At 74.3% G+C, this 18,435-nt stretch carries 21 protein-coding genes and 1 pseudogene; 9 read left to right on the top strand and 13 right to left on the bottom strand.

Annotated features, from left to right (window positions below; genetic code table 11):
* From I5Q34_RS21155 to I5Q34_RS21145, 3 genes and pseudogenes are all read right to left on the bottom strand, one after another.
* A pseudogene (locus I5Q34_RS21155) lies at positions 1–427 on the bottom strand (N-acetyl-gamma-glutamyl-phosphate reductase); the annotation flags it as partial.
* Positions 428–515: 88 nt separating this feature from the next.
* Positions 516–1,055, bottom strand: coding sequence for a putative immunity protein (locus I5Q34_RS21150; RefSeq protein WP_199893884.1), 540 nt, complete (start codon positions 1,053–1,055; stop codon positions 516–518).
* 80 nt (positions 1,056–1,135) lie between these two features.
* Positions 1,136–1,717, bottom strand: coding sequence for a GNAT family N-acetyltransferase (locus tag I5Q34_RS21145; RefSeq protein WP_199894297.1), 582 nt, complete (start codon positions 1,715–1,717; stop codon positions 1,136–1,138).
* Between the two features lie 52 nt (positions 1,718–1,769).
* Here I5Q34_RS21145 and I5Q34_RS21140 point away from each other — a divergent pair, with 52 nt between their 5' ends.
* Complete coding sequence (locus I5Q34_RS21140; RefSeq protein WP_199893883.1) at positions 1,770–2,366, top strand: TetR/AcrR family transcriptional regulator; 597 nt, start codon at positions 1,770–1,772, stop codon at positions 2,364–2,366.
* Between the two features lie 46 nt (positions 2,367–2,412).
* On the opposite strand, the gene I5Q34_RS21135 is transcribed toward I5Q34_RS21140, so the two are convergent.
* Positions 2,413–3,447, bottom strand: coding sequence for a zinc-dependent alcohol dehydrogenase family protein (locus I5Q34_RS21135; protein WP_199893882.1), 1,035 nt, complete (start codon positions 3,445–3,447; stop codon positions 2,413–2,415).
* A 154-nt stretch (positions 3,448–3,601) separates the two neighbouring features.
* On the opposite strand from I5Q34_RS21135, the gene I5Q34_RS21130 reads away from it, so the two are divergent.
* Positions 3,602–4,012 carry a hypothetical protein gene (locus I5Q34_RS21130; protein WP_199893881.1) on the top strand — a complete coding sequence of 137 codons (411 nt, stop codon included), beginning with the start codon at positions 3,602–3,604 and terminating at the stop codon, positions 4,010–4,012.
* Here I5Q34_RS21130 and I5Q34_RS21125 read toward each other — a convergent pair.
* A complete protein-coding gene (locus I5Q34_RS21125; protein WP_199893880.1) occupies positions 3,963–4,601 on the bottom strand; it encodes a TetR/AcrR family transcriptional regulator in 639 nt (212 codons plus the stop codon). The genes I5Q34_RS21130 and I5Q34_RS21125 overlap by 50 nt on opposite strands.
* Positions 4,602–4,721: 120 nt before the next feature.
* Between I5Q34_RS21125 and I5Q34_RS21120 the strand changes: the two genes are divergently transcribed.
* Positions 4,722–5,933: a beta-ketoacyl synthase gene (locus tag I5Q34_RS21120; protein ID WP_234429329.1), complete on the top strand. Its 1,212-nt coding sequence runs from the start codon at positions 4,722–4,724 to the stop codon at positions 5,931–5,933.
* Between the two features lie 26 nt (positions 5,934–5,959).
* On the opposite strand, the gene I5Q34_RS21115 is transcribed toward I5Q34_RS21120, so the two are convergent.
* The 3 genes from I5Q34_RS21115 to I5Q34_RS21105 form a co-directional block, all read right to left on the bottom strand.
* Complete coding sequence (locus I5Q34_RS21115; RefSeq protein WP_199893878.1) at positions 5,960–6,424, bottom strand: carboxymuconolactone decarboxylase family protein; 465 nt, start codon at positions 6,422–6,424, stop codon at positions 5,960–5,962.
* A gap of 108 nt (positions 6,425–6,532) precedes the next feature.
* Entirely contained in the window at positions 6,533–7,207 is a 675-nt protein-coding gene (locus I5Q34_RS21110; RefSeq protein WP_199893877.1) for a response regulator transcription factor, read from the bottom strand.
* A 38-nt stretch (positions 7,208–7,245) separates the two neighbouring features.
* Positions 7,246–8,424 (bottom strand): sensor histidine kinase, encoded by a 1,179-nt coding sequence (locus tag I5Q34_RS21105; protein WP_199893876.1) that lies wholly within the window; start codon positions 8,422–8,424, stop codon positions 7,246–7,248.
* Positions 8,425–8,581: 157 nt separating this feature from the next.
* On the opposite strand from I5Q34_RS21105, the gene I5Q34_RS21100 reads away from it, so the two are divergent.
* From I5Q34_RS21100 to I5Q34_RS21090, 3 genes are read left to right on the top strand one after another with little or no spacing between them, the layout of a single operon-like run.
* Positions 8,582–8,782, top strand: coding sequence for a hypothetical protein (locus tag I5Q34_RS21100; protein WP_199893875.1), 201 nt, complete (start codon positions 8,582–8,584; stop codon positions 8,780–8,782).
* 33 nt (positions 8,783–8,815) lie between these two features.
* The gene (locus I5Q34_RS21095; protein WP_199893874.1) at positions 8,816–9,310 is read left to right on the top strand and encodes a GNAT family N-acetyltransferase; all 495 of its coding nucleotides are present in this window, start codon (positions 8,816–8,818) and stop codon (positions 9,308–9,310) included.
* A 42-nt stretch (positions 9,311–9,352) separates the two neighbouring features.
* Positions 9,353–9,811: a GNAT family N-acetyltransferase gene (locus tag I5Q34_RS21090; protein WP_277965378.1), complete on the top strand. Its 459-nt coding sequence runs from the start codon at positions 9,353–9,355 to the stop codon at positions 9,809–9,811.
* 164 nt (positions 9,812–9,975) lie between these two features.
* On the opposite strand, the gene I5Q34_RS21085 is transcribed toward I5Q34_RS21090, so the two are convergent.
* The 3 genes from I5Q34_RS21085 to I5Q34_RS21075 all read right to left on the bottom strand — a co-directional run bounded on the left by I5Q34_RS21085 (position 9,976) and on the right by I5Q34_RS21075 (position 13,549).
* Positions 9,976–11,283 (bottom strand): MFS transporter, encoded by a 1,308-nt coding sequence (locus tag I5Q34_RS21085; RefSeq protein WP_234429181.1) that lies wholly within the window; start codon positions 11,281–11,283, stop codon positions 9,976–9,978.
* 107 nt (positions 11,284–11,390) lie between these two features.
* Positions 11,391–11,969, bottom strand: coding sequence for a TetR/AcrR family transcriptional regulator (locus I5Q34_RS21080; protein WP_199893873.1), 579 nt, complete (start codon positions 11,967–11,969; stop codon positions 11,391–11,393).
* Between the two features lie 32 nt (positions 11,970–12,001).
* Positions 12,002–13,549, bottom strand: a complete 1,548-nt coding sequence (locus I5Q34_RS21075; RefSeq protein ID WP_199893872.1) for an FAD-dependent oxidoreductase — start codon at positions 13,547–13,549, stop codon at positions 12,002–12,004.
* Positions 13,550–13,609: 60 nt separating this feature from the next.
* Here I5Q34_RS21075 and I5Q34_RS21070 point away from each other — a divergent pair, with 60 nt between their 5' ends.
* Positions 13,610–14,224 (top strand): TetR/AcrR family transcriptional regulator, encoded by a 615-nt coding sequence (locus tag I5Q34_RS21070; RefSeq protein ID WP_199893871.1) that lies wholly within the window; start codon positions 13,610–13,612, stop codon positions 14,222–14,224.
* A 204-nt stretch (positions 14,225–14,428) separates the two neighbouring features.
* Here the strand turns inward: I5Q34_RS21070 and I5Q34_RS21065 are convergent, their stop codons facing one another.
* Entirely contained in the window at positions 14,429–15,877 is a 1,449-nt protein-coding gene (locus I5Q34_RS21065) for a PLP-dependent aminotransferase family protein (RefSeq protein ID WP_199893870.1), read from the bottom strand.
* On the opposite strand from I5Q34_RS21065, the gene I5Q34_RS21060 reads away from it, so the two are divergent.
* Together I5Q34_RS21060 and I5Q34_RS21055 are read left to right on the top strand one after the other, a co-directional pair.
* Positions 15,876–16,853 carry a DMT family transporter gene (locus I5Q34_RS21060; protein WP_199893869.1) on the top strand — a complete coding sequence of 326 codons (978 nt, stop codon included), beginning with the start codon at positions 15,876–15,878 and terminating at the stop codon, positions 16,851–16,853. The two genes, I5Q34_RS21065 and I5Q34_RS21060, sit on opposite strands and share 2 nt — an antisense overlap.
* 17 nt (positions 16,854–16,870) lie before the next feature.
* Positions 16,871–17,074, top strand: a complete 204-nt coding sequence (locus tag I5Q34_RS21055) for a DUF1918 domain-containing protein (protein ID WP_199893868.1) — start codon at positions 16,871–16,873, stop codon at positions 17,072–17,074.
* A gap of 14 nt (positions 17,075–17,088) precedes the next feature.
* Here the strand turns inward: I5Q34_RS21055 and I5Q34_RS21050 are convergent, their stop codons facing one another.
* Complete coding sequence (locus I5Q34_RS21050) at positions 17,089–18,321, bottom strand: glycoside hydrolase family 10 protein (RefSeq protein WP_199893867.1); 1,233 nt, start codon at positions 18,319–18,321, stop codon at positions 17,089–17,091.
* Positions 18,322–18,435: the final 114 nt, after the last annotated feature.

The following is an 18,435-nucleotide window of genomic DNA, read 5'->3' as shown; positions in this document are numbered from 1 at the left end:
CGGCGATCCGCCGCGCCCCCTTCAACACCTCGCGCCCGCCCGGCAGTTCGGGCAGACCGTACGGCCACGCCCCCGCGTGCGCGGACCCGTAGAACCGCTCCCACTCCCCCGCGTCCACCAGCCGGAAATCCGCCCCGCAGTCCACCACCAGCACCTCGTTGCCGAGTTGCCCGGCTATCGCGGCGGACTCCCCGTGCGGCAGGGCGAGGAAGACGACATCGTGCCCGGCCAGCGTCTCGGCCGTGGTGGCCTCCAGCGTCCGCCCGGCGAGCGGGGCGAGGTGCGGCTGCAGCTCGCCGAGCGGTCTGCCCGCGCTGGAGTTCGCGGTCAGTGCCCCGATGGTGACCTCGGGATGCCCGAGCAGCAGACGGAGGATCTCCCCGCCCGCGTACCCACTGGCTCCGGCGACTGCCGCACGTATTGCCATCACGCCTCCTCGGTGATGGCATGACTATACGGAAGGATGAACTTTTATGCAATAGCCCGCAAGGCTATGCACCGCCCGCTCCCACGGCTCAGCGGCGGAGGGCTTCGTCGAGCCGGAGGGCCTCGTCGAGCCGGTGGTAGAGCACGTCCAGCCGACTGCGGCCGGGGCTGCGGGCCGGCATCCGTCGCACGAGACCGCAGACCGCCGGTGAGGCACGGCCGATCGCCCACCGGAGCTCCTCGTCGCCGGTCCCCGCGTCGCCGCCCGCCGCGAGCTCACGGGCACGCGCACCGTAAACCGCAGGCCCGAGGGCGTGCTTCGACTGGTGAGGGGTGGCCAGCGGATGGATGTACGGGCTTGCCGCCGCGCAGCACGCGGCGCGGGCGGCGGCCGTGGCGGCCGGGTCACCGGCCTCGCGCGCGGCCGCGTGGGCCGCCCAGGCGAGGGAGCGCAGCCGCGCCGTCCGCCGCCCTTCGCGTACGAAGGCCCGGATGCCCTCGATCGCCTCGCGGGGACGGGTGTCGCCGGGGGCTCCGGCTTCGAACAGCGGGAGCACCCGCTCGGCGCAATCGGCGGCCCAGAGTCCGAGAAGCCGACGGTCTTCCTCGCTGATGGTCACCTCGTCCATCCGCACATCATGCCGGTTCGGGCGCTCCCCGTCGCCGCCCGTACCGGCCCGCCCCGGCACGGACCCGGGCGCCACGAGGCTCAACTCGCAGGCCGGAGCGCCCGGTCACGGCTCCCCGCACCGGCCCGCCACTCGGCGGCGAGGACCGCCCAGACCTGCTTGTCGTGGCGGACGCCCGCGTAGGGCCAGTGCTCGCGGAGCACGCCCTCCAGCGTCATGCCGAGCCTCTTGGCCACCGCCGAGCTGCGCTCGTTGTCGGCCCGGCAGTGCCACTCGGCGCGGTGCAGCCCCCGGGTGGTGAAGGCCCAGTCCAGCAGGACGCCGCACGCCGGGGTGACCAGGCCGCGGCCCTCGGCGGCGGGCTCCAGCCAGCAGCCGACCTCGCAGGAGCCCGAGCCGGTGCTGAAGTCCGTGAACATCACGCCGCCGACCAGCGTGCCGTCGAGCCGGATGCCGTACAGGCGGGCGCCGTCCGCCGCCTGCCGCTCGGCGTACCGGCCCAGCGTGGCCCGCGCCCCGTCGAGGCCGTCGGTGACGAACGCCGGCCCGACCCACGGGCGGATGTGCTCGCGGGCCCGGTCCAGGTGGGAGGCGAACTCCTCGGCGTGCCATATCTCCAGCGGTTCGAGGCGGGCGTCGTCCCGCAGCGGGAGGGAGAACATAATGACTGACCCCATTCACATAACAAGCGTTACGGTTATGTACCGTAGCAGCATGCCACGTACCAAGGGCGATCACGAGGCCCGTCGTCGCGAAGTCTCCGAGGCGGTCTGGCGGGTGCTGGCCGCGCACGGGTTCGGCGGGCTGACCCTGCGCGCCGTCGCCGCCGAACTCGGCGCCACCACCGGTCTGCTGACCCACTACTTCCCCGCCAAGCGCGACCTGGTCGCGCACGCCCTCCACCTGCTCGAACAGCGCAGCGCGGCGCGCCCCCGGCGCACCGCCGGGGCGGGCCTGTCCGCCGTGCGGGCCGCCCTGCTGGACATCCTGCCGCTGACCGCCGAGGCCACCGCCGCCAACCGGATCTGGGTGTCGTCGTGGGACGTCGCGCTCGCCGACCCCGCGCTGAGCGGCGACCACGCCCGCAGGTACGGGCAGAGCCGCGAGAAGCTGCGCGACCTGGTCGCCACGGCCCAGCGGCTCGGCGAACTGCCCGCCGGGGACCCGGCGCGCATCGCGGCCGGGGCCCAGTCCTTCGTGCTGGGGCTGGTGGTGCAGGCGCTGTTCGCCCCCACGGCGTTCCCGCCCGACCGCCAGGTCGAGCTGCTGGACGACTACCTGGCGGCGCTGGCTTCCGCGGTCCCGTCCTGACGGCCGCTCGCCAAGGCACGCGGACCGTGAACCTTGCCGGGTGGCCCTACGGCCTCACGTACACCTTCAGCGCCTCCCGGCCCGCCATCGCCCGGTAGCCGTCCGGGACTTCGTCCAGGCCGACCGTGCGGTCGAAGACCCGACCCGGGTCGACCGCGCCGTCGAGGACGTCCGGGAGCAGTTCCTCGATGTAGGCGCGGGCGGGGGCCACGCCTCCCGTGAGGGTGATGTTGCGGAGGAACATGTCCGGGCCCACCGGGCCCTCCTCGTACTGGGGGGCGCCGACGCGGCTCACCACGCCGCCGTCGCGCACCGCCCCGAGCGCCGTCTCCAGGGCCGGTCTCGTGCCGACGCACTCCAGGACCGTGTGGGTGCCGTCGCCGTCGGTCAACTCCCTTACGCGGGCGACGCCTTCCTCGCCGCGTTCGGGGATCACGTCCGTCGCGCCGAAGTCGCGGCCGAGGTCGGTGCGGGAGCGGTGGCGGCCCATGAGGAGGATCCGTTTGGCGCCGAGGCGGCGGGCGGCCAGGACGGCGCAGAGGCCGACGGCGCCGTCGCCGACGACCGTCACCGTGGTGCCGGAGCCGACGCCGGCGGTGACCGCGCAGTGGTGGCCGGTGCAGAAGACGTCGGAGAGGGTGAGGAGGGAGGGGAGCAGATCGGAGTCCTCGCCGACGGGGAGTTTGACGAGCGTGCCGTCGGCCCACGGTGCCCGGACGGCCTCGCCCTGGCCGCCGTCCACGCCGTTGTCGGCCCAGTAGCCGCCGCGCGGGCAGGAGGTGTGCAGGCCCTCGACGCAGAACTGGCAGGTGTTGTCCGCGTAGGCGAACGGCGCGACGACGACGTCGCCGGGCTTCAGCCGGGACACGTCCGCGCCGGTCTCCTCGACCACGCCGAGGAATTCGTGCCCGATCCGGTCGCCCTCCTCCGTGGCGGGCCGCGATCCGTAGGGCCACAGGTCGCTGCCGCAGACGCAGGTGCGCAGCACGCGCACGACGGCGTCGGTGGGGTCCTGGACGCGCGGGTCGGGGACGTCCTCGACGCGGATGTCTCCGGCACCGTAGATCAAGGTGGCTTTCATGGGCATCACCCTCGCGAATCGGCATTACCTCGCGAATCACCCTCTGTTTTCACCTTCGCACCACCGGCACGAGGCTGCCATGCGGCCCCGCGTCCACCGGCCGCTCCCCCGGTCGCCCGATGCGCGCGGGCGGCCGTTCGCCGACCCTGGACACATGGACGGACGCATGGACAAGCACCATGAGCAGCACGAGCACTACGAGGTGACCGTCGCCAACCGGACCGGCCACCCCCTGGAGCTGACCGCCCGGTCCGTCTCCGGCGGCTTCGACCGGGCCCCGGAGACGGGGCACGTGCTGGCACCCGGGGAGACGGACACGTTCGACGTGGGCACGGACCGGCGGCCCGGGGAGTCGGGCGCGGCCTCGTTCTCGTACCGGATGACCGACGCGCCGGTGACGCTCACCGCGGCGGCCGGGCCGCCGGAGACGGCCTGGCCCAGCGGGACGCTGCGCGGGGCGCGCGGCGAGGACTACGCGTGCACGGTGGACCGCGACGCCCGCGCCGGGCGGAGCTTCATCGCCGTGGAGCGGGCGAAGTCCCGGATTCCGTTGATGGGGATATGAATTCCGCCGATGGGGACGTGAGGGGGCCGGCGGCGGCCAGCAGCGCGGCGAAGCGGTCGATCGCGCGGTCCGCGCGCTCGCGGTCGCCGGTGACCGCGAGGTCGAGCAGCAGGCCCCGGACGAGGGCCATGACCATCGTGGGCGTGACGGTGTCGGCGGGCCCGTCGGCGAGGTCGCGGAAGGTGGCGCCGAGGGTGCCGAACCACTCGGTGACGACGTCGCGCAGCTCCGGGTAGTTCTCGGGGTGGGCGACGGCGTCGGCGTGGACCTCGAAGAACAGCCGCACGTACGGGACGCGTTCGGGCGCGCTGATCCAGGCCCAGATGCCGCGCAGCCGCTCCTCCGCGGTGGCCGTCCCCGGCAGCAGGTCCCCGGCGACCCGCGCCGCGCCGCGGCGGCGGGCCTCGGCGAGGACGGCGGCGACGAGCGCCTGCTTGCTGCCGAAGTCGTAGAGCAGCATGCGCGGGCTGGTGTCGAGCGCCGCGGCCAGCGGGCGCAGGCTCAGCCCGGCCAGGCCGTTGGCCAGGACGTAGTCGGCCGCGCGGGCGAGCGTGCGCTCCCGCCGGGCCGGGTCGGCGGGTCGCCCCATCCGGATCACTCCTTCATCGCTCTCGTCAGTTTATGGTACGACTGTTTCAACAACGGCTTTTCAACGACAACGGCTGTTCCAACAACGATGAGCAGAGGGGTTCCACCGGTGAGCGCAGACATGAACGACGTGGTCGTCACGGGCCTGGGGGCCACGACGCCGCTGGGCGGGGACACCGCGTCGACCTGGTCCGCGATGCTGGCCGGGCGGTCGGGGATCGGCCGGATCGAGGAGGAGTGGGCGGCGGAGCTGCCGGTGCGCATCGCGGGCCGGCTGGCGGTGGAGCCGACGGACGTCCTCGACCGGGTGCAGGCCCGCCGCATGGACCGCTGCGAGCAGATCGCGCTGGTCGCCGCGCGCGAGGCGTGGGCGGACGCGGGCCGGCCCGAGGCCGACCCGGAGCGGCTGGCCGTCGTCATCGGCACGGGCACCGGCGGCGCTCTGACCCTGCTGGGGCAGGACGACATCCTGGAGGCGTCCGGGGTCCGGAAGGTCTCCCCGCACACCGTCCCGATGCTGATGGCGAACGGCCCGGCCGCCTGGGTCAGCATCGAGCTCGGCGCCAAGGGCGGGGCCCACACGCCGGTCAGCGCCTGCGCGTCGGGGGCCGAGGCCATCGCCCAGGGCCTGGACCTGATCCGGCTGGGCCGGGCCGACGTCGTGGTGGCGGGCGGCACCGAGGCGTGCGTCTGCCCGCTGCCGATGGCCGGGTTCGCCCAGGCCCGCGCCCACTCGACGCGCAACGACGAACCGACGCGCGCCTCCCGCCCGTTCGACCGGGACCGGGACGGCTTCGTCATCGGCGAGGGCGCGGCCGTGGTCGTGCTGGAGCGCGCCTCCTTCGCGGCCGCGCGGGCCGCCCGCGCGCACGCCGGGCTGGCCGGGGCCGCGGTCACCTCGGACGCGCACCACATCACCGCCGCGCACCCGGAGGGCCAGGTGCGGGCGATGCGCGGGGCGCTGGCCGCCGCCGGGCTGTCCCCGGCGGACGTCGACCACGTGCACGCGCACGCGACGTCGACGCCCCTGGGGGACCTGACCGAGGCCCGGTCGGTGGCCGAGGCGATCGGCACCCATCCGGCGGTGACCGCCACGAAGTCGATGACCGGCCACCTCTTCGGCGCGGCGGGGGCCATCGGCGCGATCGCCGCGATCCTGGCGCTGCGCGACGGGATCGTCCCGGCGACGGCGAACCTCGAGTCCCCCGATCCCGAGGTGGCGCTCGACGTCGTGGCGGGCGCGCCGCGCAGGGGGCCGCTGCGGGCGGCGGTGGCGAACGCGTTCGGCTTCGGCGGGCACAACGCGTCGCTGGTGTTCACCGCCGCACACTGAGCGGCGCGGTCTACCAGCTCTGCGTGCTACCAGCTCTGCGTGCCCGCGACCTGCCGGGTGCCGGCGTTGATCCGGTTGAACAGGTTGCTCAGCGAGATCATCAGGACGAGGGCCGCCAGCTGCTTCTCGTCGAAGTGCCCGGCCGCCGCGTCCCAGACCTCGTCCGGCACGGCGTCCGTCCGGTCCGCGAGGCGGGTCGTCGCCTCGGCGAGGGCCAGCGCGGCGCGCTCGGCCTCGTCGAAGTACGGCGCGTCCCACCAGGCCGAGACCGCGAAGAGGCGCTCGTCGGTGTCGCCGCCGCGGCGCGCGGAGCGGATGCCCGCGCCGACGCAGTAGCTGCACCCGTTGATCTGGCTCACCCGCAGGTGGACCAACTCCAGCGTCTTCCGCGGGACTCCGCCCTGCTGGGTGGCCTTGTAGAGCGCCAGGAGCGGGTCCAGGGCCTCGGGGATGAGGGTCGCGGGGTTCTTGATGCGGGGCGTGAGCTCCATGGCCGGTCTCCTTGCGTTCGTCATGTTCGTACGGTGCGCTTTCGCTTTCACCGCACTGCTTTCACTGCACTGACGGAACCCGGCGGAGGAATGTGACACGGCTGTCGCTCAGACTTCTCCCGCGTCGTTGACCAGGAGCGCGATCTGCACCCGGTTGTTGAGCCCGAGCTTGGTGAGGATGCGGGAAACGTGCGTCTTCACCGTGGGCACGCTCATGTACAGCCCGGCGGCGATCTCCGCGTTGGACTCGCCCCGGCCGACGGCCCGGGCCACCTCGCGCTCCCGCTCGGCGAGCGGGGCGAGCCGGTCGCGGGCGCGGGCGGCGCGCTCGCGGCGGCCGCCGTCGCCGCCGTCCGACACCCGGTCGATGAGCTGCCGGGTGACGGCCGGGGAGAGCACGGGCTCGCCGGCGGCGACCTTCCGCACGGCCTCGACGATCTGTGCCGGCGGCGTGTGCTTGAGCACGAACCCGGCGGCGCCCGCGCGCAGGGCCCTCAGCACATGCTCGTCGGTGTGGAAGGTGGTCAGCACGATCACCTCCGGCGGGCGGGGTCGGGCGCGCAGCAGCTCGGTGGCGGCGAGCCCGTCCACGGTCGGCATGCGGATGTCCATGAGGACGACGTCGGGGGCGTGCGCGTCGACGAGGGCCGCCACCTCGCCGCCGTCGGACGCCTCGGCGACGATGTCGAGGCCGGACGCGCCGCCGAGCATCAGCCGCAGTCCGGCGCGTACCAAGGGGTCGTCGTCGACGAGGAGGACGCGGACGGCTGCGGGCTCGGTCACCGGGGCCACCTGGGAAGTCGGGCTGATCTGCGGGCATTTCAGCCTATCGGCCGCGCCTCCTGCGCGGGGGCCGGGGCGGGTGTGCGCCGGGGGGACGGCCACGGCAGACGGGCGCGCAGGACGAAGTGGCCGCCGGTCCGGCCGTGTTCGAGCCGTCCGCCGGCCAGGCGGGCGCGCTCGGCGAGACCGGTGAGACCCTGCCCGGCGCCGGGGATGACGGCGGACGGAGCACCCTGGGGAAGGGCGTTGCGCACCTCGGCCTCGATGCCCGCGCCGGGGCCGCCGCACACGGTGACGGCGACCGCCGCGTCGGGCGCGTGCTTGCGGGCGTTGGTCAGGCCCTCCTGGACGATCCGGTAGACGGTGCGCCCGGTGGCGGCGGGCACGTCGGCGGCGTCGTCCACCCGCAGGCCGAGGTCCACGCGCATGCCGGCGCCGCGCGACTCCTCCACCAGCCGGGGCAGGTCGCCGAGGGTCGGCTGGGGGCGCTCCGGGTCGTCCTCCCCGGCGGGCAGCCGCAGTACGCCGATGATCTCGCGCAGGTCCTCCAGGGCCTGGTGGGCGCTGGCCCGGATGATCGCGGAGGCCCGGCGGACGTCCTCCGGCGGGGCGTCGGGCCGGAACTCCAAAGCTCCCGCGTGGACGCTCAGCAGCGACAGCCGGTGGGCGAGGACGTCGTGCATCTCCCGCGCGATGTCCTCGCGCGCCTGCCGCCGCGCCTCCGCCCCCGCCCGCTCGGCGCGCTCGCGCAGCTCGGCGATGAGCCGGTGCCGGGAGTGGACGTACAGACCCCAGCCGAACGCGCAGGTCACCAGCGCGTAGTAGGTGATCCCGGAGGTGACGGCCGACTCGCTCAGCTCGGACTGCCGGAGGACGAAGAACGGCCCCGGGGCGGCGGCGAGCGCGGCGATCCAGCGGGTGACGCGGGGCGGTTGGCGAGCGGCGACGGTGAACAGGGCGACCAGAGCCGGCCCCGTGACGAAGTGCGAGAAGCTGCCCGCGACCAGCAGCGCGGCGGCGAGCTGCACCGGCCACCGGCGCCGCAGGAACAGCGCGGCACAGGCGAGTCCTCCGGTGAGCTGGTCGGCGAAGAGCGCCTCCTCGGACAGCTCCCGGCCGGCCAGCGCGTTGTCGGCGGTGACCACGGAGAAGGCCCCGGCGAAGAGGAAGAAGCCGAGGTCCGCGGCGCGGTCTCGGATGGCGGCGGTGCGGGTCATGTCCGCAATGTACGTCGCGCCACGGCGCGTACGGGCCCCGCGCCCGCACCTCGATACCTTCGGACGACAAGCCCCCCGCCCCTCTCCTCCTTCGGTCACCGAACCCCCACCCCCGGACCGATGCCCTCCCCGGGACCGATCTCCTACCGTCCCTTCCATGAAGAATGTGCTGGGTTTCGTGAGCTTCGTCCTGATCGTCGGAGGACTGGCCGGACTGGTCCACGAATGGATCGGAGGCTTCCGCCTGTTCGGCTTCCTGCGGTATGCCACACCCGAGGGCTACGAGGTGTACGCGAACGTGGTGTTCGTGGTGCTGGGTATAGCGGTGGGGGCACTGGGGGCGGCGAAATCCCGGTGACGGGCTGGCAGTTCGTCCTGCATGCTGCTCCGCATGCTGATCCGAGAGGTGAACGGGCAGGACTGGCCCGCGATCTGGCCGTTCTTCCGCGAGATCGTCGCGGCCGGGGAGACGTTCCCGTACCCGCCGGCCCTCGGCCCGGACGAGGGGCGTGAGCTGTGGCTGCTGCGACCGCCGGGGCGGGTGGTCGTGGCGGTGGACGAGGTGTCCGGGGCCGTACTGGGCACGGCGAACATGGCCGCCAACCGGCCGGGGAACGGCTCCCACGTCGCGAGCGCGAGCTACATGGTGGACCCGGCGGCCGCCAGGCGGGGCGTGGGGCGGGCTCTGGTGGAGGACTCGCTGGAGTGGGCGAGGAAGGCGGGGTTCCGTGGGATGCAGTTCAACGCGGTGGTGGAGAGCAATGTGGTCGCGGTGGGGCTCTACCGGTCGTTGGGGTTCGAGGTGGTGGGGACAGTCCCCGGGGCGTTCCGGCATCCGCGGGAGGGGTTCGTGGGGCTGCACGTGATGTACCGGGCACTGGGATAAATCGCGTGCCCGGAGCCGTCGCGGGCTGACATACTCCGCGCCGTGACAAGTGACCACGGCCCCGGGCCGGTGCTGATCACCGGCGGGCACGACACCGACCTCGACGACCGGCTGACCGAGGAACTGATCGCCTTCAACTCGGCTGCCACAGGCGCCCACGACCGCGGCGCGTTCTCGGTCAAGGTGCTCGACGAAGCGGGCGAACTGGTCGGCGGGCTGACCGCCGCGACCTGGGGCGGTCTCTGCGGCATCGAGCTGTTGTGGGTTCGCGAGGGCAGTCGCGAGGACGGCTGGGGCGGCCGGATCCTGGGGGCGGCCGAGGCGGAGGCGCGGAGGCGCGGCTGCGATCGTGTCGCCGTCTCCTCCTTCACGTTCCAGGCTCCCGGTTTCTACCGGCGGCACGGCTACGCCGAGACCGGCCGGATCCCGGGGATACCCGGAGGGCACGCGGACGTGCACCTCCTCAAGTCACTGACAGCGCCTGCCGCCACGCCCCATTGACCGTTCCCGGCACGCGGACGGCCGCACACTCGTGACGGTGTCCGGCGGCGACACGCCCGTACGCGACCTGCGCCGCGCCCCGGACGCCGGCTGCCCGGCGCCCGGGGCGCGGCGATCGTCCCGGACGGCCGGTACCCGCTGTACGCGGACGGCGCGTCCGCGCTTCACGTCCGCGACGCGCACTCGGGCGCGGACCGCCCCGCGGCGGCGCAGGCGGCGAGCGCCGGGCCGGGGTCGCTGTCGGCGGGCGGGCGGAGCGCGGTGTCCCCGTCCGGGGCGCCCGGCCTCGTGCCGGACGGCACCAACGGCGTCGCGGACGCCTTCGCCGCTCGCGTGCGCTGAGGGACGAGGCTGAGGAGCCCCAGCGCGGCCAGCGCGGCGCCGAGCCAGAGCGGGCCGCGCAGCCCGAAGCGGTCGACGGACAGACCGCCCACCGAGGAGCCGATCATGACGCCGACGGTGATGAAGGAGGAGTGGACGGTGTTCACCAACGGCCGCGCGTTGGCCGTGCGGTGGACCCGGACGATCATCGCCGGGTTCATGGTGACGCCGGCCAGGCCGATGCCCAGCATGCAGACCACGGCCGGGACGGGCAGGTGGGCGAGGAGCGCGAAGCCGGTGAGGAACGCCAGGTTGAGGGCGAGTCCGCAGGCCAGGACCGGCAGCGCGTACCGGTCGGCGAGGCGGGCGACGACGGTGTTGCCGAGCACGGTGGCGGCGCCGTAGGCGATCAGCAGCGGCGCGACCGCGCCGGTGGAGAAGCCGGTGACCTCGGTGAGGACGGGGTTGAGGTAGCTGAACGCGGCGAAGGTGGCGCCGATGATCAGGGTGCTGGTGGAGAGCACCAGCCACAGCCGGGGGTTGCGGAAGGCGCCCAGCTCCCCGCGGACGTTCCCGCCGCCCTCGGGCGGGCCGAGCGGCGGCACACCGACGGCGGTGCCGAGCGCGGCGAGGCCGGTCAGCAGGGTGATCGCCCAGAACGCGGCGCGCCAGCCCAGGTGTTCGCCGATCAGCGTGGAGAGCGGCAGGCCGAGGAGCGTCCCGAGCATCAGCCCGTTCATCACGACGCCGATGGCCCGGCCGCGCACGGCGGACGGCGTCAGCTGGGGCACGAGCGAGAGCGCGATGCCGAAGAACGCCTGGGAGGCGACGCCGGTGATCACGCGGGCCGCCATCATCACCCCGTAGCCGGAGGCCGTGGCGGCCAGCACGTTGCCGGCCAGGAACACCGCGAACAGCACGAAGAGCGCGGTCTTCTGACGCATCCTCATCAGCGCGACGGTGAGGAACGGCCCGCCGAGGGCCATGGCCGCCGCGTAGGCGGTGATGAGGTAGCCGACCTGGGGGACGGAGACGCCGAGCCCCTCGGCCATCTGCGGCATCAGCCCGGCGACCACGAACTCGCTGGTGACCATCGCGAAGATGCCCAGGGCGAGGACGTGGACGGGCCGGGGGACGGCGGCTCGGCTCATGAGGGGATCACCTTTCCATTCCAACATTTCTAACCGATCGTTCCAATTAAGAGGCGAAAGAAAACCCCCTGGAGCGTTCCAGGGGGTTCCCGCCCGGGCAGGCCGTCTCAGCCGAGCAGACCCAGCGCCGACTCCACGGCGTCCTCCACGCGCCGGCGCGCGCCGGACGTCTTGCCGACGACGCGCAGCCCCTGGAGGAAGGTGACGAGGAAGCGGGCCAGGACGCGCGGATCCGCGCCCTCGGCCAACTCGCCCTGGTTGCGCGCCCGGACGAGCGCTCCGGCGAGCGCCGTCTCCAGCTCGGCCAGGGCCGACTCCACGCGCCGCCCGGCACTGTCGTCACCGGGCAGTTCGACGGCCGTGTTGGTGACCAGACAGCCCTTGCGGTCGGGGTCGTCCAGCGACTCGGCCGCATACAGGTGGATCAGGTCCCGCACGGCGGGCAGCGCGGGGCCCGGCCGGCCCAGCACGCCCATGGCCACGTCGCCCTTGGTCTCGCAGTAGCGGTCGAGCGCCCGCAGGTACAGCGCGTGCTTGCTGCCGAACGTGGCGTAGACGCTGCCCCGGTTGATGCCGAGGTGGTCCACCAGGTCCTGCATGGACGTGGCCTCGTACCCCTTGCGCCAGAACAGCTCCAGCGCGGCACGGAGCGCCTCGTCCGGATCGAATGCCTTGCTCCTGCCCATGCCGGAGACGCTACCCGAACCCAACCGATCGTTCAAGAAACAACCGGTTCCCCGAACCAGAGGCGCAGGGCGCCGCCCAGCCCCTCCGTCCCGGCGTCCGCCGCCCAGGCGACGAAGCCGTCCGGGCGGACCAGCAGCGCGGCCGGCTCCTGCCGGTCCGGGCAGCGGGCGGTGACGACGTCCACCCGTCCCGCGTAGCCGTCGGCGGCCGCCCGCAGCGCCGGGTCGTCGCGGAGGTCGAGGAGCAGGGCGCGGCCGTGGTGGAGGTGCTCCCCGAGCCGGGTGCCGTCGGCGAACGCGAGGTCGGGCGCGCTGCGGCCGGTCAGCGGGTGGTCGCCGGGCAGGTCGTAGCCCTGCCAGACGCCGGAGACCTTCTTGACGAAGTACGTCGTCCCCTCGACCGTGCCCATCAGCTCACCCACCACGGCCCGCATCGCGCGGGCGTGCGGCCCCGGCCGCATGACGGCGATCTGCGCCCGCGTCCACTCCAGCACCCAGGCGCCGATGGGGTACCGCTCGGCGGTGTAGGTGTCGAGCAGGGCCTCGGGGGCGTCACCCCGGACCGTGGCGGCGAGCTTCCAGCCGAGGTTCATCGCGTCGCCGACGCCGAGGTTGAGTCCCTGCCCGCCGAACGGCGAGTGGACGTGCGCCGCGTCGCCCGCGAGCAGGACGCGCCCCTTGCGGTAGGCCGTGGCCTGGCGAGCGTTGTCGGTGAAGCGGGTCGCGGAGCGCACGGCGGTGACGGTGACGTCCACGCCCGCGACCCGGCGCAGGCTGTCCTCCAACTCCTCGGCGGTGACCGGACTTTCGCGGTCGGCGGGCGGCCCGTCGAACTCGACGGTGAGGATGCGTCCGGGCATCGGGCCGTGGACGTAGTGCCCGGTCTCCGTCGTCCGCCAGCCGGCGCCGAGCGCCTCCGCGCCCTCCATCTCGACGAGCGCCTGCCTGCCGGTGATCTCCGGGTCCGTGCCGGGGAAGTCGAAACCGGCCGCCTTGCGGACGGTGCTGCGGCCGCCGTCGCAGCCGACGAGCCAGCCGGTGCGGACGGGTCCGGCGCCGGTGCGGACGGTCACGCCGTCCTCGTCCGCGTCGAAGCCCTCGATCTCCACCCCGCGCCGGATCTCCGCGCCGAGCTCCGACGCCCTTGCCTCCAGCAGCCGTTCGAGGCGTTCCTGCGGGACGAGGCCGACGGCCGCGGCCGGTCCGGGGTCGCCGAACTCCGGGTCGGAGGCGTCGAGCAGCCGCCCGTCGAGCGGCAGCGCGGCGAAGTGCCCGGCGAAGCGGGGAGCGGGCCTGGGGTCGCCCGCGCCGGTCTCCCGCGCCCGGGCCGCGAACGAGCCGAACCGGCCCAGCGCCTCCCGCTGGATCTCCGCCAGGGCGGGCAGCAGGCCGCGCCGGTAGTACGCCTCGGCGCTGGGCGAGTTGATCGCGCCCGCCTTGATGGTGGCGTCCACGCCGGTGCGGCGCTCCAGGACGAGCACCTTGACGCCGGCGAGGGCGAGTTCGCAGGCGAGGGTGAGTCCGGTGGGGCCGGCACCGGCGACGACGACGTCGGGGTGGTCCGTGACGAAGCTGCTCATGACTTCACTGTAGTGACTAAATTTTTATGTCCGGTACAGCGTCGATATAACCTTGCTCACATGAGTGAGCTCCCTCTTCGCGAACGCAAGAAGCTGCGCACCCGGCAGCGGATCTCCGACGTCGCGACCCGGCTGTTCTTCGAGCGCGGCTTCGAGCGGGTGACGGTCGCGGAGGTCGCCGAGGCGGCCGAGGTGTCGGCGATGACGGTCTTCAACCACTTCCCACGCAAGGAGGACCTGTTCCTGGACCGGATCCCGGAGGAGATCGCGCTGTGGGCGGACGCCGTGCGGGAGCGGGATCCGGGCGAGCGGCCGGTCGCGGCGCTGCACCGGCTGGCGCTGCGGCTGATCGACGGGAACCATCCGCTGTCGGTGGTGGGTTACACGCCGTTCTGGCGGGTGGTGCTCGACTCGCCGGCGCTGCGGGCACGGGCGCGGGAGGGGAGCGAGGAGTTGGAGGCGGCGGTGGCGTCCGCGATCGCGGAGACGGACGCGGGCGACGCGTCGCCGCGGCTGACGGCGGCGCTGGCGGTGGCGATCTGGAAGGGCGCCTGCGCGGCGTCGGTGGCGCGGGTACTGGACGGGGAGCCGGTGGAGGAAGTGGTGCGGGAACACCGGGAGTTGGTGGACCGGGCGTTCCGGGCGCTGGGAGATGTCGTGCCGCTGGCGCGGTGAGTTTGCCCCACCCCGCCCTTTCACCGTTTCCGCGGCAGCACGCTGTGCGCTCCCCCAGAGGGGGCACCCCCAGTCCTCAAGCGCCGGACGGGCTGAATCGGCGCGCCCAATCCAGCCCGTCCGGCGTTTGAGGACTCCGCCCGAAGGGCGGACGGGGTCCGGGGCCTCCCCGGGAAACGGAGAAAGGGCGGGGCAGGGGCAGACTCAGCGCGTCAGCACCCCCAACGCCACCCCCAGCCGCCGCACCCCCTCCCCCAGCTCCCCCACCCCGCCCGCCGCCGCCATGCACAGCCGCACGTGCGGAGCCGGCGGCTCGGCCGCGTAGTACAGGCGGCCGGGAGCCACCGCGACACCGGAACGGAGCGCCGCCGCGACGACCCCCGTCTCGTCCGCGCCGGACGGCAGCCGCGCCCAGATGTGGAAGCCGCCGGGCGGCACGAAGTCCACGGCGACGGACGGGAGTTCGCGGCGCACCGCGGAGAGCAGCGCCTCCCGGCGGACACGCAGCTCCGCCGCCACCGCGCGCCCGTGCCGCGCGAACGCGGGCGAGCCGACCAGCTCCAGCGCGGCCTCCTGCACCGGCCGCGGCACGAAGAAGCTGTCGACGATCTGGACGGCGCGCAGCCGGTCGAGGACGGGACCGCGCGCCGCCAGCGCGCCCACCCGCAGGCTCGGCGAGGTGAACTTGGTCAGCGAGCGGACGTGGACGACGACCCCGTCGGGGTCCTCGGAGGCCAGCGTCGGCGGCAGCGGCGGCGCGTCCTCGTGGGCGAGCCGCCGCGCGAAGTCGTCCTCGACGACGAACGCCCCCGCGGCCCGCGCCAGCCGCAGCACCTCGCGCCGCCGCGCGGCGGAGAGCACCGCCCCGGTCGGGTTCTGGAACAGCGGCTGGGTGAAGAACACCCGTGCCCCGGTGGCCCGGAACGCCTCGGCGAGCAGGTCCGTCCGGACCCCGTCGGCGTCGACCGGGACGGGCACGGGCCGCAGCCCGGAGGCCCGGGCGGCGGCCAGGACGCCGGGGTAGGTCGGCGACTCGACGAGCACCGGGGCACCGGGCGGGGCGAGCGCGCGCAGGGCGGTGGTCAGGGCGCTCTGTCCGCCGGCGGTGACCAGGACGTCGGCGGCGGTGACCGTGCCGCCGGGCCCGCCGATCTCGCGGGCGAACCAGGCCCGCAGCCCCTCGACGCCCTCCAGCGGCGGCCGTTCCCAGGCGCCCGGCCGGCGCCCGGCGCGGGCGAGCGCGGCGGCGAGGGCGCGTTCGGGCTGGAGGGCGGGATGCAGATAGCCGCCGCAGAGGTCGATGACGCCGGCCGGGGTCGGGGTGAAGGCGGCCAGCACCCGGCCGGCCTCCACGGAGCGGGGCACGGTCCGGTCGCCCGGCTCGGCGCTCAGCGCGACCTGCTGCCAGGACGTGTCCCCGCGTGGCGCCGGGGCGGCGGGAGACGGTTCCGCGCGGAAGGCGCCCGCCCCGGGCCGGGTGACGACGAGACCCTCCGCGGCCAGGACGGCGAGGGCGCGGGAGACGGTGACGGGGCTGGCCCGGAAGCGGTCCACGAGGGACCGGCTCGACGGGAGCTTCTCGCCTGGTGAGTAGCGGTCGAGCTCCCTCCGGAGGATTCCGGCCAGTTCGGCCGCGCTGCTACGCTCGTGCATGACAGCACAAGATAGCGCTACCGCGCCGTCCGCGATAGCGGTGCGCGGCGGCACGCTCCTCGCCCTCCTCGGCGTGGGCATGTTCTCGCTGACCTTCCCGGCGACCGTCTGGGCCCTGGACGGGCTCGGCCCGTGGTCGGTGACCGCCTGCCGGGCCGTGTTCGCCACGGTGATCGCGGCCGGTGTCCTGGCGGCCCGCCGGGTGCGGCCGCCGGAGCGGCGCCATCTCGTGGCGCTGGCCGTCGTCGCGGCCGGCGTCGTGGTGGGCTTCCCGCTGCTGACGACCCTCGCCCTGCGGTCCTCGACGACCTCGCACGCGGCCGTGGTCGTCGGCCTGCTGCCGGTGACCACCGCCGTGTACGCGGCCGTACGGAGCGGAGTGCGGCACTCCAGGGCGTTCTGGGCCGCGGCGCTGACGGGCGCCTTGGTGGTCGTCGCCTTCGCCGTGCAGCAGAGCGGCGGCCGGCCCGGCACCGGCGACCTGTATCTCTTCGCCGCGCTGCTGGTCTGCGCCGCGGGCTACGCGGAGGGCGGGCTGCTGGCCCGCGAGCTGCCCGGGTGGCAGGTGATCGGCTGGGCGCTGGTGCTGAGCCTGCCCCTGACCCTGGCGGGCGCGGCGGCCGCGCTCGCCCTCGAACCCGTCCGCGTCACGGGCCACGCGGTGGCCGGCCTGCTCTGGCTGGCCTTCTCCCAGTTCGTGAGCATGTGGGTGTGGTACCGGGCGATGGCCCTCACCGGAGTGGCCCGGGCCGGGCAGCTCCAGCTCGCCCAGCCGCTGCTCACCCTGGTGTGGTCGGTGACCCTGCTCGGGGAGCGGCTCGCCCCGGCGGCACCGCTCGCCGCCGTCGCCGTGCTGGCGTGCATCGCCGTGACGCAACGGGCGGGGTCACCGACCCGGTCGGACCGTAGACCGGGCCCGTCCGGGCCGGTAAACCTAGACTTGGACGTATCCCCGTCAGTTCCCCGTCAGTCCTGATGAGAGGGGCACCGCTGATGCATGCGAGCAAGGGCGACCACCTGGTCGTGCACGGCAGGATCGTCGGGCAGAAGGACCACGTCGTGGAGATCGTCGACGTGCTGGGGCCCGACGGCACCCCGCCGTACCGCGTCCGGGCGGAGAACGGCCACGAATCGATCATGTCCCCCGGCCCGGACTCGGTGGTGGACCACCGCAAGGCCACCGGTACGGCGCAGTAGCGGCCGGCCGTGACTCAACGGGGCGGGCGCGCGCGGCGCGGGTAGTGGTCCTTCACCACGCGCGCCATCGCCCCGACGGGGTCGTCGGCCACCTGCCGGGCCGAGAAGTAGACGTTGCCCCGCACCTCCGGATGGCGCCGGGAGAGTGCGACGTGCCGGGAGAGCTCGGCCGGATCCTGCCAGGGCGCGGGCTGCCCCGCGGCGCCCTGCCGGTAGAGGGCCTCGCCGATGTAGAGGTCCACGTCGGTGCCGCGCACGGTCCTCGCCCACCAGGGCACGAGCTTGGCGTAGTCGGCCGCGGAGTTGCCGATGTGCCAGTACACCTGGGGGACGATGTAGTCGATCCACTCCTCGCGGACCCATCTGCGCGTGTCCGCGTAGAGGTCGTCGTAGGTCTGCACCCCCGCCCGGGTGTCCGAACCCCGGGAATCGGTGGACCTGTTGCGCCAGACGGCGAAGGGGCTGATGCCGAACCGCACGTGCTTCTTCCGGCTCCTGATCCGCTCCCCCGTCCCGCGCACCAGCCGGTCGATGTTGTCCCGCCGCCAGGCGGCCCGGCTCGGGAAGCCCTTGCCGTGCTCGCGCCAGGCGGCGTCGTCGTCGAACTCCTTGCCCGCCACCGGGTACGGGTAGAAGTAGTCGTCGAAGTGGACGCCGTCGAGGTCGTAGCGCCAGACCGCGTCGAGCATCGCGTCCTGCACGAAGCGCCGCACCTCCGGCAGCCCGGGGTTGTAGTAGAGCTTCCCGCCGTAGGGAACGGCCCAGCTCGGGTGGACCCGGGCGGGGTGGGAACGGACGAGGCGCCCGGGGTCGGTGTGGTTGGCGACGCGGTACGGGTTGAACCAGCCGTGCAGCTGGAGGTCGCGGTCGTGGGCCTCGCGGACGGCGAACGCCAGCGGGTCCCAGCCCGGGTCCCGCCCCTGGTGACCCGTCAGGTACTCCGACCACGGCTCGTACCGCGAGGGCCAGAACGCGTCGGCGGTGGGCCGGATCTGGAGGAGGACGACGTTGAGCCGCCGGGCGAGGGCGGCGTCGTAGAGCGCGCGCAGCTCGCGCTTCTGCCGGTCCGGGGAGAGCCCCGGTCCGGACGGCCAGTCGAGGTTGACCACGGTCGCGGCCCACATGCCGCGGAACTCGGTGGTGTTGGCCGCGACGGCACCCGCCGAGGCCCGCGGCGCCCCGAGGGCGAGCCCGCCGGCCGCCAGGGTCGTGGCCGCTGTGAACCGCCTTCGCGTCATACGTCCCATTGCTGCTCACTCCTTGTCGGATGTGTCACACCCCGAGCGCCCAGCATGCCCTCCCCGGGGCCCCCTTTACGGCAGGACGCGGAGTAACGTCTCCCGAGGCGGAGCATCGGCGCC

It is taken from the genome of Streptomyces sp. AV19 (assembly GCF_015999245.1).
In the GTDB taxonomy this organism is placed as follows: Bacteria; Actinomycetota; Actinomycetes; order Streptomycetales; family Streptomycetaceae; genus Streptomyces.
This window is presented reverse-complemented; position numbering and strand designations above follow the sequence as displayed.

Excerpts from the sequence above, each read along its gene's own strand:
- I5Q34_RS21075 (WP_199893872.1), bottom strand. The coding sequence starts at position 13,549 with ATGAGCAGCTTCGTCACGGACCACCCCGACGTCGTCGTCGCCGGTGCC.
- I5Q34_RS21070 (WP_199893871.1), top strand. The coding sequence starts at position 13,610 with ATGAGTGAGCTCCCTCTTCGCGAACGCAAGAAGCTGCGCACCCGGCAG.
- I5Q34_RS21145 (WP_199894297.1), bottom strand. The coding sequence starts at position 1,717 with ATGTTCTCCCTCCCGCTGCGGGACGACGCCCGCCTCGAACCGCTGGAG.
- I5Q34_RS21055 (WP_199893868.1), top strand. The coding sequence starts at position 16,871 with ATGCATGCGAGCAAGGGCGACCACCTGGTCGTGCACGGCAGGATCGTC.
- I5Q34_RS21060 (WP_199893869.1), top strand. The coding sequence starts at position 15,876 with ATGACAGCACAAGATAGCGCTACCGCGCCGTCCGCGATAGCGGTGCGC.
- I5Q34_RS21065 (WP_199893870.1), bottom strand. The coding sequence starts at position 15,877 with ATGCACGAGCGTAGCAGCGCGGCCGAACTGGCCGGAATCCTCCGGAGG.
- I5Q34_RS21135 (WP_199893882.1), bottom strand. The coding sequence starts at position 3,447 with ATGAAAGCCACCTTGATCTACGGTGCCGGAGACATCCGCGTCGAGGAC.
- I5Q34_RS21140 (WP_199893883.1), top strand. The coding sequence starts at position 1,770 with ATGCCACGTACCAAGGGCGATCACGAGGCCCGTCGTCGCGAAGTCTCC.
- I5Q34_RS21105 (WP_199893876.1), bottom strand. The coding sequence starts at position 8,424 with ATGACCCGCACCGCCGCCATCCGAGACCGCGCCGCGGACCTCGGCTTC.
- I5Q34_RS21080 (WP_199893873.1), bottom strand. The coding sequence starts at position 11,969 with ATGGGCAGGAGCAAGGCATTCGATCCGGACGAGGCGCTCCGTGCCGCG.
- I5Q34_RS21150 (WP_199893884.1), bottom strand. The coding sequence starts at position 1,055 with ATGGACGAGGTGACCATCAGCGAGGAAGACCGTCGGCTTCTCGGACTC.
- I5Q34_RS21095 (WP_199893874.1), top strand. The coding sequence starts at position 8,816 with ATGCTGATCCGAGAGGTGAACGGGCAGGACTGGCCCGCGATCTGGCCG.
- I5Q34_RS21115 (WP_199893878.1), bottom strand. The coding sequence starts at position 6,424 with ATGGAGCTCACGCCCCGCATCAAGAACCCCGCGACCCTCATCCCCGAG.
- I5Q34_RS21100 (WP_199893875.1), top strand. The coding sequence starts at position 8,582 with ATGAAGAATGTGCTGGGTTTCGTGAGCTTCGTCCTGATCGTCGGAGGA.
- I5Q34_RS21050 (WP_199893867.1), bottom strand. The coding sequence starts at position 18,321 with ATGGGACGTATGACGCGAAGGCGGTTCACAGCGGCCACGACCCTGGCG.
- I5Q34_RS21085 (WP_234429181.1), bottom strand. The coding sequence starts at position 11,283 with ATGAGCCGAGCCGCCGTCCCCCGGCCCGTCCACGTCCTCGCCCTGGGC.
- I5Q34_RS21130 (WP_199893881.1), top strand. The coding sequence starts at position 3,602 with ATGGACGGACGCATGGACAAGCACCATGAGCAGCACGAGCACTACGAG.
- I5Q34_RS21120 (WP_234429329.1), top strand. The coding sequence starts at position 4,722 with ATGAACGACGTGGTCGTCACGGGCCTGGGGGCCACGACGCCGCTGGGC.
- I5Q34_RS21125 (WP_199893880.1), bottom strand. The coding sequence starts at position 4,601 with ATGGGGCGACCCGCCGACCCGGCCCGGCGGGAGCGCACGCTCGCCCGC.